The sequence below is a fragment of the Pseudomonas sp. MEJ108 genome, from assembly GCF_030208985.1.
Lineage (GTDB): Bacteria > Pseudomonadota > Gammaproteobacteria > Pseudomonadales > Pseudomonadaceae > Aquipseudomonas > Aquipseudomonas fragariae.
Map to the genome: position 1 here is coordinate 79,006 of NZ_JARVSW010000022.1, position 13,907 is coordinate 92,912.

General features: G+C 54.1%; 11 protein-coding genes. 7 read left to right on the forward strand and 4 right to left on the reverse strand.

Annotation, left to right across the window (positions count from 1 at the left end; all coding sequences use genetic code 11):
- Positions 1 to 75 precede the first annotated feature (75 nt).
- Positions 76 to 1,194: a hypothetical protein gene (locus tag QRN50_RS12695; protein WP_096127049.1), complete on the forward strand. Its 1,119-nt coding sequence runs from the start codon at positions 76 to 78 to the stop codon at positions 1,192 to 1,194.
- Between the two features lie 453 nt (positions 1,195 to 1,647).
- Here QRN50_RS12695 and QRN50_RS12700 read toward each other — a convergent pair whose 3' ends face one another.
- The gene (locus QRN50_RS12700) at positions 1,648 to 2,598 is read right to left on the reverse strand and encodes a DUF2971 domain-containing protein (RefSeq protein ID WP_096127050.1); all 951 of its coding nucleotides are present in this window, start codon (positions 2,596 to 2,598) and stop codon (positions 1,648 to 1,650) included.
- Between the two features lie 881 nt (positions 2,599 to 3,479).
- Between QRN50_RS12700 and QRN50_RS12705 the strand changes: the two genes are divergently transcribed.
- Positions 3,480 to 4,874 (forward strand): PIN-like domain-containing protein, encoded by a 1,395-nt coding sequence (locus QRN50_RS12705; protein ID WP_143520185.1) that lies wholly within the window; start codon positions 3,480 to 3,482, stop codon positions 4,872 to 4,874.
- Positions 4,875 to 5,392: 518 nt separating this feature from the next.
- Here the strand turns inward: QRN50_RS12705 and msrA are convergent.
- Entirely contained in the window at positions 5,393 to 5,899 is a 507-nt protein-coding gene (gene msrA, locus QRN50_RS12710) for a peptide-methionine (S)-S-oxide reductase MsrA (RefSeq protein WP_096127052.1), read from the reverse strand.
- Between the two features lie 440 nt (positions 5,900 to 6,339).
- Here msrA and QRN50_RS12715 point away from each other — a divergent pair, with 440 nt between their 5' ends.
- Entirely contained in the window at positions 6,340 to 7,155 is an 816-nt protein-coding gene (locus QRN50_RS12715) for a formate/nitrite transporter family protein (RefSeq protein ID WP_024639788.1), read from the forward strand.
- 197 nt (positions 7,156 to 7,352) lie between these two features.
- Here the strand turns inward: QRN50_RS12715 and QRN50_RS12720 are convergent, their stop codons facing one another.
- Both QRN50_RS12720 and QRN50_RS12725 read right to left on the reverse strand, forming a co-directional pair.
- Positions 7,353 to 7,856, reverse strand: a complete 504-nt coding sequence (locus QRN50_RS12720) for a GNAT family N-acetyltransferase (protein WP_032619925.1) — start codon at positions 7,854 to 7,856, stop codon at positions 7,353 to 7,355.
- A 13-nt stretch (positions 7,857 to 7,869) separates the two neighbouring features.
- Entirely contained in the window at positions 7,870 to 9,165 is a 1,296-nt protein-coding gene (locus QRN50_RS12725) for a M20 family metallopeptidase (protein ID WP_032619927.1), read from the reverse strand.
- Positions 9,166 to 9,475: 310 nt separating this feature from the next.
- Between QRN50_RS12725 and QRN50_RS12730 the strand changes: the two genes are divergently transcribed.
- The 4 genes from QRN50_RS12730 (at position 9,476) to QRN50_RS12745 (ending at position 13,674) form a co-directional block, all read left to right on the forward strand.
- The gene (locus QRN50_RS12730) at positions 9,476 to 10,561 is read left to right on the forward strand and encodes an FUSC family protein (protein ID WP_024639791.1); all 1,086 of its coding nucleotides are present in this window, start codon (positions 9,476 to 9,478) and stop codon (positions 10,559 to 10,561) included.
- Between the two features lie 10 nt (positions 10,562 to 10,571).
- On the forward strand, positions 10,572 to 11,033 hold the full coding sequence (locus QRN50_RS12735; RefSeq protein ID WP_024640981.1) for an Lrp/AsnC family transcriptional regulator: 462 nt from the start codon (positions 10,572 to 10,574) through the stop codon (positions 11,031 to 11,033).
- Between the two features lie 151 nt (positions 11,034 to 11,184).
- Positions 11,185 to 12,864 carry a flavin monoamine oxidase family protein gene (locus QRN50_RS12740; protein ID WP_003341224.1) on the forward strand — a complete coding sequence of 560 codons (1,680 nt, stop codon included), beginning with the start codon at positions 11,185 to 11,187 and terminating at the stop codon, positions 12,862 to 12,864.
- Positions 12,865 to 12,879: 15 nt separating this feature from the next.
- A complete protein-coding gene (locus QRN50_RS12745; RefSeq protein WP_096127053.1) occupies positions 12,880 to 13,674 on the forward strand; it encodes a carbon-nitrogen hydrolase family protein in 795 nt (264 codons plus the stop codon).
- Positions 13,675 to 13,907: the final 233 nt, after the last annotated feature.

The window sequence follows — 13,907 nt, forward strand, 5'->3', positions numbered from 1 at the left end:
TAGCTCCCTCTGTATGGCATTGGCTTCAGCACCGGCTTGAAGGCTGGCAACACCACATAACGAAAGGAGAAACACGTGACTGACCTTGACGAAATCAACCGACAGTTTTCAATGGAGGGGGCTACACTTCTCTATTCCAGCTCTCCCGTCATACTTACGCCAGCGGACTTATACCGCATCAAAGACAATCCGACGCACAAGTCTGCCCTTCTAGGCTGCAATATTTACCTCATAGTCCGTCGTCAACGTATTTACGTGAAGCCCGAAGGATTCGCCGTAAACGGCCGGACGATTAACGGTGAGTTTTTGGTGCTGCGCGAACAAGGTCTGACCACAGTTCCCTTTGTCTACGACATCAGCCAGTCGTCGATACCAGATGACGTTCCAATCGAAGACATTGCGGTAGCTCTCAACGGAACATCGCTGGTCGTCCTGACACCCCGAGGTGAACAGCTCATTTCGGTAAGCGTCCTTGTTGCTGCCGCGAAGAGTGCTTTGGAACCGAATGATACTGATTTGGAGGTCCTATATGTAGGACAAGGCATTGGACGAAGCGAATCAAGAACGGCTCTTGATCGCTTAAATTCGCACAGTAAGTTTCAGCAAATCCTCGCAGAAACCTCTACGCATTTCCCCGAAAGGGAGGTGCTGTTGTTGCTTTATAGATTTGAGCACGGTAAGACGATCATCAGTAATGGAGGCGATTTTAATGTGGAAGCCCAAGCATCCACTGAGCAGGATTGGGCTCATCTACATCGCCTGCGTGACGTCCGACTAGACCGAAAGGAGGTTGTGTCCCTTGCAGAAGCGGGATTAATCAACTACTTCAAGCCGTACTACAACACGCTGATCAAAACGACCGACTTCTCATCGAAAACCAAACTCAAGGTTTTGAAGCAGCTGTTGAAGAAAGGTATCGCCGGTCTGGTCGTAGAGCTCTGTTCAGCAAACCTGCGTTCGCGCCTCGGTACAATGCATGCTGTGCCAATTGACCTGAAGGAGATTATGCCTTTAGAAGTACTGGACGGGCGAAACATTAAGGAAGACGACATCAAGGAGCGATGGCTGGAGCAGTTGAACGAAATGGCACATTCTCATTATGCCAAGTTCCCTCTCACCACTACGCAAGAGCGAAACACGTTCCTACACGGCACTAGGTTCATCGGCCAGACTGAGGAGCCGTGGATTTTGTAGCCGCTGTTCGCAGAAACGAGCTATCGGCCAAAAACTGCCGTTCAAAGAAATCTAAAACTGAATGACCGAACCGCCATAAGGACAGCTGCAGTCCTTCGCCCTAATGCATGATTTCTTTCAAAGCAAGTGCTAGATAAAGTAATAGTTTTTCAACACCCAATTACGCCCTCCTTCGCAGATATAGACGTTTTAGATCTAAGTAATATGTTTCTCGTAGCACTCCTCAATGCCATGGACGCTGGCTTCAAAGTAAGCAACTAGATCGGAGCGCTTACCACATCTTTCTTTATAAAATGCAGAAATATCTGCGAACTAGTTACGTTGTAAACTGAGAAATAGTGATATCACTGCATCATCCAAAGTCGATGGCATTATTAATTTTTAGCATTAGCCATGTAACCGCTACCGCTTTCATTTTCCCTCCTGCATATTTATATTGAGATAACATCTCATCTATTGTTTTCTGCCTACTTCTAAAAATGTTTTTATATAGCTGTCAAGTATACCTGCGTGCTCCAACATTCGGAATGAATTTCTATGCCCTGCGTCTTCTTCATGTTTTTCAGTGATACAGCACCACGCGCAGAGCGTAGACTGAGCATTAGATTTAGGTTCTAAACATGACGCACAGCGATCAGTGTGCAAAACGATATCGCTACCGTTGAACGTGTATGTATTACTTTCAATATCGACAAGATAAGGCCTTGTGGAACTTCTGCCGATCCGTTTCTCGTAATATTTGCATCCAATTTTTTCAGAAACCTCCCTTAATATAATTTTTGTTTCCGCGCTTGATTTCGCACCTACAACGATAGAGCTTACAAAGTCAGCCGGAAAATAGAGGAGTGAAAGGGTATCGTTTATCTTTTTTGAGATTTTGCTGTTTGTGATCAACCGTCTTTCTTGTTCGTAGCTCCAGCAATTTTGCTTGGTGAAATACGCTGCGCTCGTGACAGCCTGCCAAAGAAACCCTACATGTCTGGGCTTGCATAATACATATGCACGCTGCAACATATCTTGCATGTAATCATGTGGAGTATCTTGATAGTCGATATCACCAAAGCTTTCTGCAGCCTCTTCTTCTTCTAACCATTTCTGTAGTTTCCCTTCATTTATCTCTACTACGAACCCCTGTGAGTTGGATGCATAGTGCGCCCACATGGGAGTTATTAAAGGAGACTTGGAGAAGCATGTAACCGGACTCTCGGTCACCATTGAAATTATTTCTTTATAGTATGCTAGAATTTCTGGTTCTTGATTGTAGTCAATGGTCAGAAAAAATTCGAACGGATCATTGTAGTCTTTGAGATACGATAACTTTAGACTGCATTTATTATCAGCCATCAGAAATTTATCTACTATGTCAGGCCCCATGTATTTATACAGGTTTTTATTATCGTCCATAATGGTGCGTCTCTGGATTTAATTGTTGATTTGGATTTGAAGAGGGCAGAATGCCATGCTTACTCGACTGATAGGAAGAGGGCTCACTGAGTAGCCTCAGATTTTCTAGGCTCTTTCCACTGACAGGTATTGCCCGATTGAGGTCGTTCAGCGCCTGAATTCAAAGCGTCGATGGAGCGCGCGCTCCTGACTAATGGCTCGCGGACGTAGCCTACCTAATGGCTCGCGGACGTAGCCTACGCGTTCAAATTTCGGCCTGAAAGAGCGCGAATTCCCGCAGACTCGGCATAACGGCCCACCGCTTTCAGGCTGACCGAGGTGCGCAAAAATCCGCAACGCGAGCGCATCGGCAGCAGCGACTGCCTGCGCCGCCCAGACGGATGGGCCGGGTGCCGCAAACTGCAAAAATGCGCTAACAGAAGCCCGGCAATTCCATCTTTTGCGCACCTAAACTGATGTAACTGTTGGCCAGTGCCGCAAATCATCAACGGCGGCTTTGGGTCGATTGGAGCCTTTTCCGACAGAAAGCTATCGGCTAGGTGCTGCCAGTTGATGAGGGGAGCTTTTGATCCATAGCGGACCTTCGTCACGGTCTGCATTTGTTCAATTGCTGCGGCTCACGGACCATAACAGTCGTGATCTTGAACGATGAATTCTCGCTCGCTTGCCTTCTTCTGCATTCTCGCCCCAAAACCAAGTGCCTTTGCATTCTCGACAGACTGGCGGAAAAGATTAGGAACCTGCTATGTAACGACCGGTCCGCCTTTGAATTCGTCAGTTTAGCCCGATTTGTTCACTTGGGTGCCAGCATCGCAGCGCAGATGCTGTCGATCACTGTCCGGGGTTTTGTTATAATGAAGGTGTCAAACAAGGATGGAACGATGAAATCTTTATTTCCCGAATTCAAAGCACTAACAGAAAAAGAATATCAAGACGCTTGGAAGCGAGGTCTTTTGGTTTTTGATACCAATGTTTTGTTAAACCTCTACAGATATCAAGCGGCGACCCGTGATGAGTTGATTAACGTCCTTAAATCACTGTCTAAGCGGATATGGATCCCTCATCATGTAGCTCTGGAGTTCTACAGGAACCGTTCTGGCGTAATATCTGAGCAGCATCAGAAATATAAGCAGGTCCGCGAGGTTGTCATCACTTCAATTGACGATCTGCACAATAGGATAGCCAATCTTAATCTTAGAAAGCGCCACTCATCGATCAGAACTGAAGACCTTCAAAGTAAAGTAAATGATGCAATGACCGGTTTCCTTGAGGAGCTTAAGACCCTGGAGGAGGCAAACCAGCCACCGACTTCTGTAGACTTTATTAAGGATGCAATAGAGCAGCTATTCGAGGGGCGTGTCGGGGCCAGTCCCGCGGAGCAGAAGGAAGTAGATGGTCTCTATAAGCTGGCGCAAGCTCGCTATGATTTGAAGATTCCTCCTGGATACAGGGATAAGGAAAAGGATAAAACACAGACCGATGAATACCTCCATAACGGTATAATCTACAAAAGAAAATATGGGGATTATTTGGTTTGGAGTCAAATGCTGGAACAGGCCAAGTCTGAATCAAGCAACTGGCTGATATACGTTACTGATGATAGAAAAGAGGATTGGTGGCTGAAGGGAGACTCAAATAAAATCCTCGGTCCGCGGCCGGAGCTTATTAACGAGGCTATCTCCTTAGGCGGCGTGCGTCACTTCCTGATGTATTCCCCAGAGCAATTTCTGTCTCATGCTAAGCAGATGCTGAAGGCCAGCGTCTCGGACGAAACCCTTACGGAAGTTAGGGATATATCTGACGATGCGACCATACCTTTCAGCATTGGCATGGACGAAGTTCATGCTAGTGCAAAAGCTGCAGTTCAAAATTGGGTTGCCTCTATTTACACTTATGAAGTTTTGAGCGGTTATAGAGAACCCGATTTTGTTGTTTACAAAAATGACAAGACAGTGGGCATTATTGTCGAACCGCTACCTGGCAAGAGACTGGTAGCACAAATACTCCGTCGGTTACCACTGCTCCAGTCTCAAGCTAGCTATCAGTTAACCAAACATAAGCTTGACGCAGTAATTATTGCTTACGCGTGCCTGGACGAATTGGATGTTGAGGAAACAATTGGGTTGATGAGGAAGCATTATTCGATTTCCTCGCATGCATCCACCGGCATTATTGTCGGGCACTTTAACTCTGATGCCCAAGAGTTTTTCCCGATAGAGTGGATTGTATACGATGACTTGATGGATATTGGGGTGAGTCCTCCGCCTGACAACTGAGCCGACATTCTCGGCCTAATTCAGCAGAAGTGCCGAAATGGGTCAAACCATGAAGCGCTTATGCCGTTTTAGATTTTAGAGCCCCCTAGCGAGCTATGTGACAGGGCACTCGGGGAGCAAAATCAGTACAGCTCCGGTACAATGCTCAGCTTGGGCAACCTTCTCTAAATTACTCCCAAGACCTTTAACAACGGGGCCTCCAGCTATGCCAACCTACGTTCACCTACGTACGATTTCTCTAGGCATACCCGGTCGCCCAGCAACTCATAATCCTTTGGTCCACGGTTCGAGTCCGTGTGGGCCCACCATACTCAAAGCCGCGCATTGCGCGGCTTTTGTGTTTTTGGTGAGGCCCTCTCAGATACAGCCCTGTAGTGGTCTAGCGATTCCGGACACTCATTCAGGCGAGAATATCGCCAGATAGAAGTGTCTGATTACCACTACAGCTGCATGCATGACAGGAGCAGGTCAGCTTTTGCGCTCTCCCCTATCGCGGCCTTTCCCGGTGCGGTTCAGGTTCAAGCCCGCTTCGGCAACTTCCAGTTCGGCCGGATGAAGTGGCAGGTATAACCGTTCGGTATCCGCTCCAGATAATCCTGATGCTCCGGCTCCGCCTCCCAGAACTCACTCGCGGGCTCGATTTGCGTGACCACACGCCCCGGCCACAGCTTGGAGGCGTCCACGTCAGCCGCGGTATCTTCGGCAATATCCCTTTGCTGTTCGCTCAGGTAGTAAATCGCCGAACGATAGCCTGGCCCAAGATCATTGCCCTGCCGGTCAGGCGTGCTCGGGTCATGGATCTGGAAAAAGAACTCAAGAATCTGCCGGTAGCTAATCACCGCCGGGTCAAACACGATCTCAATCGCTTCGGCATGGTTGCCGTGGTTGCGGTAGGTGGCGTTCGGTACGTCACCACCGGTGTAGCCGACTCGCGTATGCAGCACGCCGGGGTAGCGTCGCAACAAATCTTGCATGCCCCAGAAGCAGCCGCCGGCAAGGATGGCGGTTTCGGTTGGGTTGGTCATGGTCTGTCCTTGCGGTTTATGGAGACAGGGATAGTTATGGGGTGATGCCGGGCAATACCAAGCCGGATGCAGTAAAAAACAGGATCGTGTTGCGGAACGAGTAAACGTCCTACAGAAGCCTTGGCGCCTTGCTCCGTTGCCTACAGTTGCGTCAGAATCCTCTGGCTTGAGCGCTTGAGTCAGCGTTTCCAAGGTGGCTCGGTCGCTGACAACTCAGTGATCGGGTTTAGTTGACCCACTACAAACCTGCCAACCAAACAACTATAAGCCCACCCCCGCGCAAACCTGCCCAGTCATCGACCCTCTCAATCACCCGATCAAAACATCCGATTAGCCATCCTCCGAAACATTCCGTAACGTTGTTTCCCGGTGCGACAGATGCGCGCACCGCTTGAGCTTTTAGCCCCCACGCTCAGCCCACGACCACGCACGAGCCCATCATGTCTTTGAACACCCCGCAGCAAATCGCTGAAATTGCCGTCGAAAGCGGCGTCAAGAAGGCCCACTTGGGCCTGTCCTCGTTGATGATTCTGGGCTTTCTGGCAGGGGCTTTCATTGCCCTCGGGTTTCTTCTCGATATTCATGTCAGCACCATGATCCCTCACGAGTGGGCGTCGCTGGGCAATCTGCTTGGCGCTGTGGTGTTTCCGGTCGGGCTGATTCTGGTGGTGCTGGCTGGCGGTGAGTTGCTGACCGGCAACATGATGAGCCTGCCCATGGCGCTGTTCGCCGGGCGTATCGGTCTGGGTCAGTTGGTGCGTAACTGGGTGCTGGTGACGCTAGCCAACCTGATCGGTGCGCTGTTCGTTGCTTATTGTTTCGGCCATGTGGTGGGCCTGACTGAAGGCGCCTTCATGGCCAAGACCGTGGCCATCGCCAATGCCAAGGTCGGGGCCAGCTTCGAACAGGCCTTCATCTCGGGTATTGGCTGCAATTGGCTGGTGTGCCTGGCGGTGTGGCTCAGCTACGCGAGCAAGGACGTGATCGGTAAAGTGGTCGGCATGTGGTTTCCGGTGATGGCATTCGTCGCAATCGGCTTTCAGCACATCGTCGCCAACATGTTCGTCATTCCTGCAGCGATCTTCGCTGGCGCCTTGAGCTGGGCGCAGTTCGGCGACAATTTCGTTCCGGTATTTTTGGGTAATGCGGTGGGCGGCGCGGTGTTCGTCGGCCTGGCCTATCATTTGGCCTTTTCCAATAAGGTAACCCAACCTGCTGAGCTGTCCAGGACCAGTGGCGCGCAAACACCGGAATAATCCGGTCCAACGCCATACAGACGATGCGGTGAAAAGCGATGATGACCGCAGAGCGAAAAGTTCTGCGGGGAGTTAGTGTCAATGCGGCTCAACAGCCACAAACCCTAATAGCGGAGAGCACCGCCTGAGCTCAGAGTACGATCAATCAAGGTGCCGTGCGCCGCTGAGTCGATTGCGCGTATCGGATTACACGCGCGTCAAAGCACACGCCACAATGTCTCCCGCGTTGCAGGACTGAACGTCATCGATTGACGATCCACGACACGCCTCAGCCCTTCGCCAATTTCAATGTCCGGCATAAGACCAAAGCCGTGTTTCCTGAACCACGGCCCGTTCCACAGCGGCTCGCGGAAGGTCGTCAGGCTCACGGCCTGAACCCGAAGGGCCTGCGCATGCGTCACAACGGAGGACAGCAGAGTCTTACCCACGCCACTGCCTGAAGCACGAGGAACGACGGAGATATTGTCCAGATACAACAAACCATCGAGTGGCCGCATGGCGGCGTACCCGATGACCTCATGAGTGTTCTGGTCAACAGCAACGACAACGCGGCAGGCTTCGAATCTGTCTGCACTCAGCGGAGGGAGGTCGGCGACATGTGCCAGAGAGGAAATGGTTTTATAGCGATCACGGGCCAGCGCCGAGAGGCGCCTCAAGTCCGGTAGATCGCTATCTTTCGACAGGCGCAGGTCGAACGCCACCGAGCCTCTCATGCTAATTACCGTAACGGCTCAGGAAAATAGCCGCCCGTTTTGTTACCACGGGCAAAGAGCTCAGATCGATGGTTTCGTTTTCACTGTGCGCACCTTCACCCCAGGCACCTAGCCCGTCCAGGCTTGCGGTTACATAGTTGTTCACATAGGAAATGTCAGCTCCGCCTCTTTCCGCTGACGGTGCCGATTTCAGAACAGGCCCGTCGAGATCCTGGCTGACCTGGCTGTAGGCTTCCAGTAGCTTGCGATTGCTCTCACGATCAGCCATGACCGGCATGATGGCTTTGATTTTCACATCGCTGTTGGTCAGAGGCAGCGGGTAACTGGCTATTTCTTTCAGCTGGTTTTCCGCGGAGACTCTCTGAGCCTCACTGCTGAACCGCAAATCGCCATGCACAGAAGAAATCCGGGCAACCGTTGTCTTTCTTCCAGAAGCAGTACCTTGTCCACTGGCGACATCTTCGACCGCTGTAGAGCCACCCAGAATGAGTCCCGGATTGATGGTCAGGCCTTGCTCATTCGAAAGCTTCCGACGAATCTCATCAAGCACTCGAGCCGACTCATACACTGCCCCGAAACCGGTTTCAGGCTGAAAAATAGTCGCTGAATGTTTGTCTACGCCGGTGCTGGTCAAAAACCACTCGCTCAATCCCCTGCGCTCGGTGATCAACTGGTTGGGCGACAAGGCGAATTCGAAACCCAGCGCAATGTCGCTTCTTTTGGCTTCGGCGATCAGCCATTCTCTGGAGATCTCCGTCGGTTTGGCCGCCAGCTCTTCATCACCGATCAGGACCACCGAGATATTCATGTTCTCCAGCGCGCCGGTGTGTTTCAGCGCCTGCAAGGCGTAGAGCATCGTGACCATGCCGCCTTTGTCATCGATGACGCCAGGGCCCTTGGCTTTTTTACCGCCCTCAAGGTAGGTGAATTTCTGGAAACTGCTTGTTTCAGGAAAAACCGTGTCCAGATGGCCTATCAGTAGAATTCGTTTCGCAGACTTATTGCCATCGTGGATCGCAACAAGGCTACCCGCATGATTCATTCCTGCAGGCAGGTCGTGCCAGGTTGTCTCGAAGCCAAGCGCCTCCAGCTCCGGCTTCATCAAATTACCCACTTTGACGACGCCCTCAACATTATCAGTACCACTGTTGATGTTGACGAGTTTTTCAAGCAAAGCGATCTGCTCGGCGCTGTGGCTATCGACATAGGACGCCATGCTTTGCTCATCATGTGCCGTTCCTGCAGATACACCAGTGCAGAAAAACAGAATCAGGAGCGAGGGGAGAAGACTTTTCATGCTGGATAGCGTCCGCTTTTGTGGTGTCGAGCCAGTGTGCCCAAGAACCCGTCAGATTATCCATGACGGGCGCTATTGTGGCGTCCTGAGTGGCAGGAAGCCGGGCAAGGTTCCTTGAGCGACGCCAAAAAAGAGGGATATCAGAAGCTGAGACTTTCCAGTCTCTGAAAGCAAGTCTGGAAGATAAGTCGACGATGCTGCTCGTGCTGATCGGCAACAATCCCCACCCATCTCCCGTCAAATGTGGCTTACTGGGAAATACCACCATCCAATCAGGGATCTCTTCCCTACCCTCGCGGTCTCTTTACGCATGACGAATTCGCGCTCTGCTTTCATACCCTCCTGGCTTCGCCCTGTTCTGCGTCCTTTGCTGGACCCGTATCGCCGTTATCGGCATGCGCGGCTGATCCACGCGGCGCGGATTGCGGTGGGCTTGCTGGTGACTATCCTGTTGACCACCGGCCTCAACCTGCCCCATGGCGAGTGGGCGTCGGTGACCATGCTGATCGTGATCGGCGGTTTGCAGCATCACGGCAATATCGGCAAGAAGTCGGTCGAACGTGCCTATGGAACGTTGATCGGTGCCGGCCTCGGTCTGATCGTGGTGGTCCAGCAGGGCTATCTGGAAATGCCGCTGCTGACCTACGCAATGATGTCGGTGATGTGCGGTTTCTTCGCCTATCACGCCATCGGCAAAGGGGGTTACACCGCGCTGCTGTCGGCGATCACGCTGTTCATCGTTGCCGGTCATGGTTACAACCCGATCAGCGACGGGCTGTGGCGTACTGTCGATATTCTGATTGGTATTGCGCTGGCCCTGGCGTTCTCCTTCGCTCTGCCGCTGTATGCGGTGTTTTCCTGGCGCTACAACCTGGCCAGCGGTTTGCGTGACTGCGCCAAGGTCTACGGGCGCATCGTGCAGGGCCAGCCGGTTACCGCCGATGAGCATTTGAAACTGACCGCCAGGCTCAACGGCACGATGCTGCAATTGCGCTCGCTGCTGCCGTCGGTGTCCAAGGAAGTGAAGATGTCCATGGTCGAGCTGGACGCCATTCAGGGCCACTTCCGCATGTGCCTGAGCACCCTGGAGATTCTCGCCAATATTCGCCCTGCGAATCTGAATCAGCTTGCTGACGAGACGCTCAAGGCATCGCTGGACGCTGACTACCGCCAGATTCGCCGGCAACTGATCGGCATGGCCCGCGCCCTGCAAACCGGCGCCACCGAACGTCTGGCACGCACGACCGAAACACCTGAGACACCTGAGACACCTGCAGTGAAGGCCGTGATTCCTACCGAGTTGAAGGGCTACCACTTGATGACCCAGCAGTTGGCGCTCAACCTCGACGGCCTGCAGGCGCGTCTGGCCAAGACCGCCAAACGCTGGAAGTTTTAAGGAACCGCCCGTGCCCGATACCCGCCCGCCTGTGCTGGATGAAATCGATCGCCAACTGATCGCCGCACTGCAAATCAACGCGCGCGAAAGCGTCGCCATGCTCGCCCGGCAACTGGGCATCGCCCGCACCACCGTGACCTCGCGGCTGGCACGCCTGGAAAGCAGCAAAGTGATTACCGGTTACGGCGTGCGCCTTGGCCAGCGCGTGGTCAGTGGCGGGTTGCAGGCGTATGTCGGCATCACCGTGCAACCTCGCTCAGGCAAGGAAGTATTGCGGCGCCTCAGTGCCATGGCGCAGGTTCAACAACTCTGTGCAGTGAGTGGCGAGTTCGATTATGTCGCCTGGCTGCGCACCGATTCTCCCGAGCAACTGGACCAGTTACTCGACCTGATCGGCAGCGTGGAGGGTGTCGAGAAGACCACCACATCGATCATCCTCAGCAGCAAGATCGACCGCGGCCAGCCGGTGTAACTGGTTACTCGATCAAGCAGCCATACAAACCGACCAGCAGATTCGTCACTTAGCCCAAACAAACAGCATATCGACGACACTTTGCGTCTTATTAACGTGTCCGCCCTTCTCTAGACTGTTGTTTTTTCGCCGTTGCCCATCAAGGTCCGTCATGAAGAACAACCGTCACCCCGCCAACGGCAAAAAACCGATCACCATGTTCGGCCCCGACTTCCCCTTCGCCTTCGATGACTGGATCGAGCACCCGAAAGGCCTGGGCAGCATTCCGGTGGAGAACCACGGCGCTGAGGTGGCAATTATCGGTGCCGGGATAGCCGGTCTGGTGGCGGCCTACGAATTGATGAAGATGGGCCTCAAGCCGGTGGTGTACGAAGCCTCGAAAATGGGTGGCCGCCTGCGCTCGCAGGAGTTCGAAGGCGCCAAAGGCATTGTTGCCGAACTGGGCGGCATGCGCTTTCCGGTGTCCTCGACGGCGTTCTTTCATTACGTCGACAAGCTGGGCCTTGAGTCCAGGCCGTTCCCCAATCCGCTGACCGCGGCGTCCGGCAGCACCGTTATCGACCTGGAAGGCACCACCTACTACGCCCAGATGCTCTCGGACCTGCCGGCGCTGTTTCAGGAAGTCGCCGACGCCTGGGCCGACGCACTGGAAAGCGGCTCGCAATTCGGTGACATTCAGCAGGCGATCCGCGACCGCGATGTGCCGCGTCTTAAGGAGCTGTGGAACAAGCTGGTGCCGTTATGGGACGACCGCACGTTCTATGATTTTGTCGCGACTTCCAAGGCCTTCGCCAAGCTGTCCTTCTTTCATCGCGAAGTGTTTGGTCAGGTGGGCTTCGGAACGGGCGGCTGGGACTCGGACTTCCCCAACTCGATGCTGGAAATCTTCCGCGTGGTGATGACCAACTGCGATGAACACCAGCACCTGATCGTCGGCGGCGTGCAGCAAGTGCCGGTCGGCTTGTGGAGCCATGTACCCGAACATTGCGCGCACTGGCCCAAGGGCACCAGCCTGTCGTCGTTGCACCGCGGGGCGCCACGTCCCGGCGTGAAGCGCATTGCGCGCGCCGAGGATGGCAGTTTTGCGGTGACCGACAATTGGGGCGACACCCGGCAGTACGCCGCTGTGCTGACCACCTGCCAGAGCTGGCTGCTGACCACGCAGATCGAGTGCGAAGAGTCGCTGTTCTCGCAGAAAATGTGGATGGCCCTGGACCGCACCCGCTACATGCAGTCGTCAAAGACCTTCGTGATGGTCGACCGCCCGTTCTGGAAGGACAAAGACCCGGAAACCGGCCGCGACCTGATGAGCATGACCCTCACCGACCGGCTGACCCGTGGCACGTACCTGTTCGATAACGGCGACGACAAGCCGGGCGTGATCTGCCTGTCCTACTCGTGGATGAGCGATGCACTGAAGATGCTCCCGCAGCCCATCGAGAAGCGGGTGAAGCTGGCGCTGGATGCCTTGAAGAAGATCTACCCGAAAGTGGACATCGCAGCGCGGATCATCGGTGATCCGATTACCGTGTCATGGGAAGCCGATCCGCACTTCCTGGGCGCGTTCAAGGGTGCGCTGCCGGGCCATTACCGCTATAACCAGCGCATGTATGCGCACTTCATGCAGCAGGATATGCCCAGCGAACAGCGCGGCATGTTCATCGCCGGCGACGATGTGTCCTGGACACCGGCGTGGGTCGAAGGCGCTGTGCAGACTTCGCTGAACGCCGTGTGGGGGATCATGAACCACTTCGGCGGCAAGACTCACGCCGAGAACCCCGGTCCCGGTGATGTGTTCCACGAAATCGGCCCGATAGCACTGGGCGACTGACAGAAGGAAAACCCCATGCGCGTCGCGCTGTATCAATGCCCGCCATTGCCGCTGGATGTCAGCGGCAATCTGACTCGCCTGGAACAGCAGGCTCAGGCCGCCGCCGAGCAAGGGGCACAGGTGCTGATCTGTCCGGAAATGTTCCTCAGCGGCTACAACATCGGCGCTCAGGCTGTCGGTGAGCTGGCGCAGGCGCAGGACGGTCCGGCAGCGACGCGCATTGCCGCCATCGCACAGGCCAGCGGCATTGCGATCCTCTACGGCTATCCGGAGCGCGCGGGCGATGGGCAGATCTACAACGCCGTGCAGTTGATCGACAGCCAGGGCACGCGCCTGTGCAACTACCGCAAAACGCACCTGTTCAGCGAGCTGGACAAGTCGATGTTCGTCGCAGGCGACGATCATTACCCGGTGGTCGAATTGAATGGCTGGCGCCTGGGCCTGCTGATTTGCTACGACGTGGAATTCCCCGAAAATACCCGTCGGCTGGCCCTGGCCGGGGCCGAATTGATTCTGGTCCCCACCGCGAACATGCTGCCTTACGATTTCGTCTGCGACGTGACGGTTCGGGCGCGGGCTTTCGAGAATCACTGCTACGTGGTGTACGCCAACTACTGCGGCAGCGAGGGCGCGATTCGTTACTGCGGGCTCAGCAGCATCTGCGCACCGGACGGCAGCCGCCCATTGCTGGCAGGTCAGGACGAGGCACTGCTGGTCGGTACGCTGGACAAGACACTGCTGGCCCAGGCCAGAACCGCGAACGACTACTTCGTGGATCGCCGCCCGGCGCTTTATACGTCGCTGACTTGATCAGATTAGCCGGATGGATAATTCCCACGCAGGAGCGTGCGGAATAATCCTATAACTATCGTGCCCACGCTCCGCGACCATCGTCATACACAAGCCCGCTTTTGATTCTGGTCGGAGCCCGTAGCGAACTTGTTCGCGAAGACGGTCGCATCAGGCGATGCATTTTCGGAAAGCTTGACGGCCCCTTCGCGGACAAGTCCGCTCCTACGCCCGTTGGGCAGAATCAAAAACGG

Coding starts and splice junctions, on each gene's coding strand:
- QRN50_RS12700 (WP_096127050.1), bottom strand. CDS start 2,598: ATGGACGATAATAAAAACCTGTATAAATACATGGGGCCTGACATAGTA.
- QRN50_RS12705 (WP_143520185.1), top strand. CDS start 3,480: ATGAAATCTTTATTTCCCGAATTCAAAGCACTAACAGAAAAAGAATAT.
- msrA (WP_096127052.1), bottom strand. CDS start 5,899: ATGACCAACCCAACCGAAACCGCCATCCTTGCCGGCGGCTGCTTCTGG.
- QRN50_RS12715 (WP_024639788.1), top strand. CDS start 6,340: ATGTCTTTGAACACCCCGCAGCAAATCGCTGAAATTGCCGTCGAAAGC.
- QRN50_RS12725 (WP_032619927.1), bottom strand. CDS start 9,165: ATGAAAAGTCTTCTCCCCTCGCTCCTGATTCTGTTTTTCTGCACTGGT.
- QRN50_RS12730 (WP_024639791.1), top strand. CDS start 9,476: ATGACGAATTCGCGCTCTGCTTTCATACCCTCCTGGCTTCGCCCTGTT.
- QRN50_RS12740 (WP_003341224.1), top strand. CDS start 11,185: ATGAAGAACAACCGTCACCCCGCCAACGGCAAAAAACCGATCACCATG.
- QRN50_RS12745 (WP_096127053.1), top strand. CDS start 12,880: ATGCGCGTCGCGCTGTATCAATGCCCGCCATTGCCGCTGGATGTCAGC.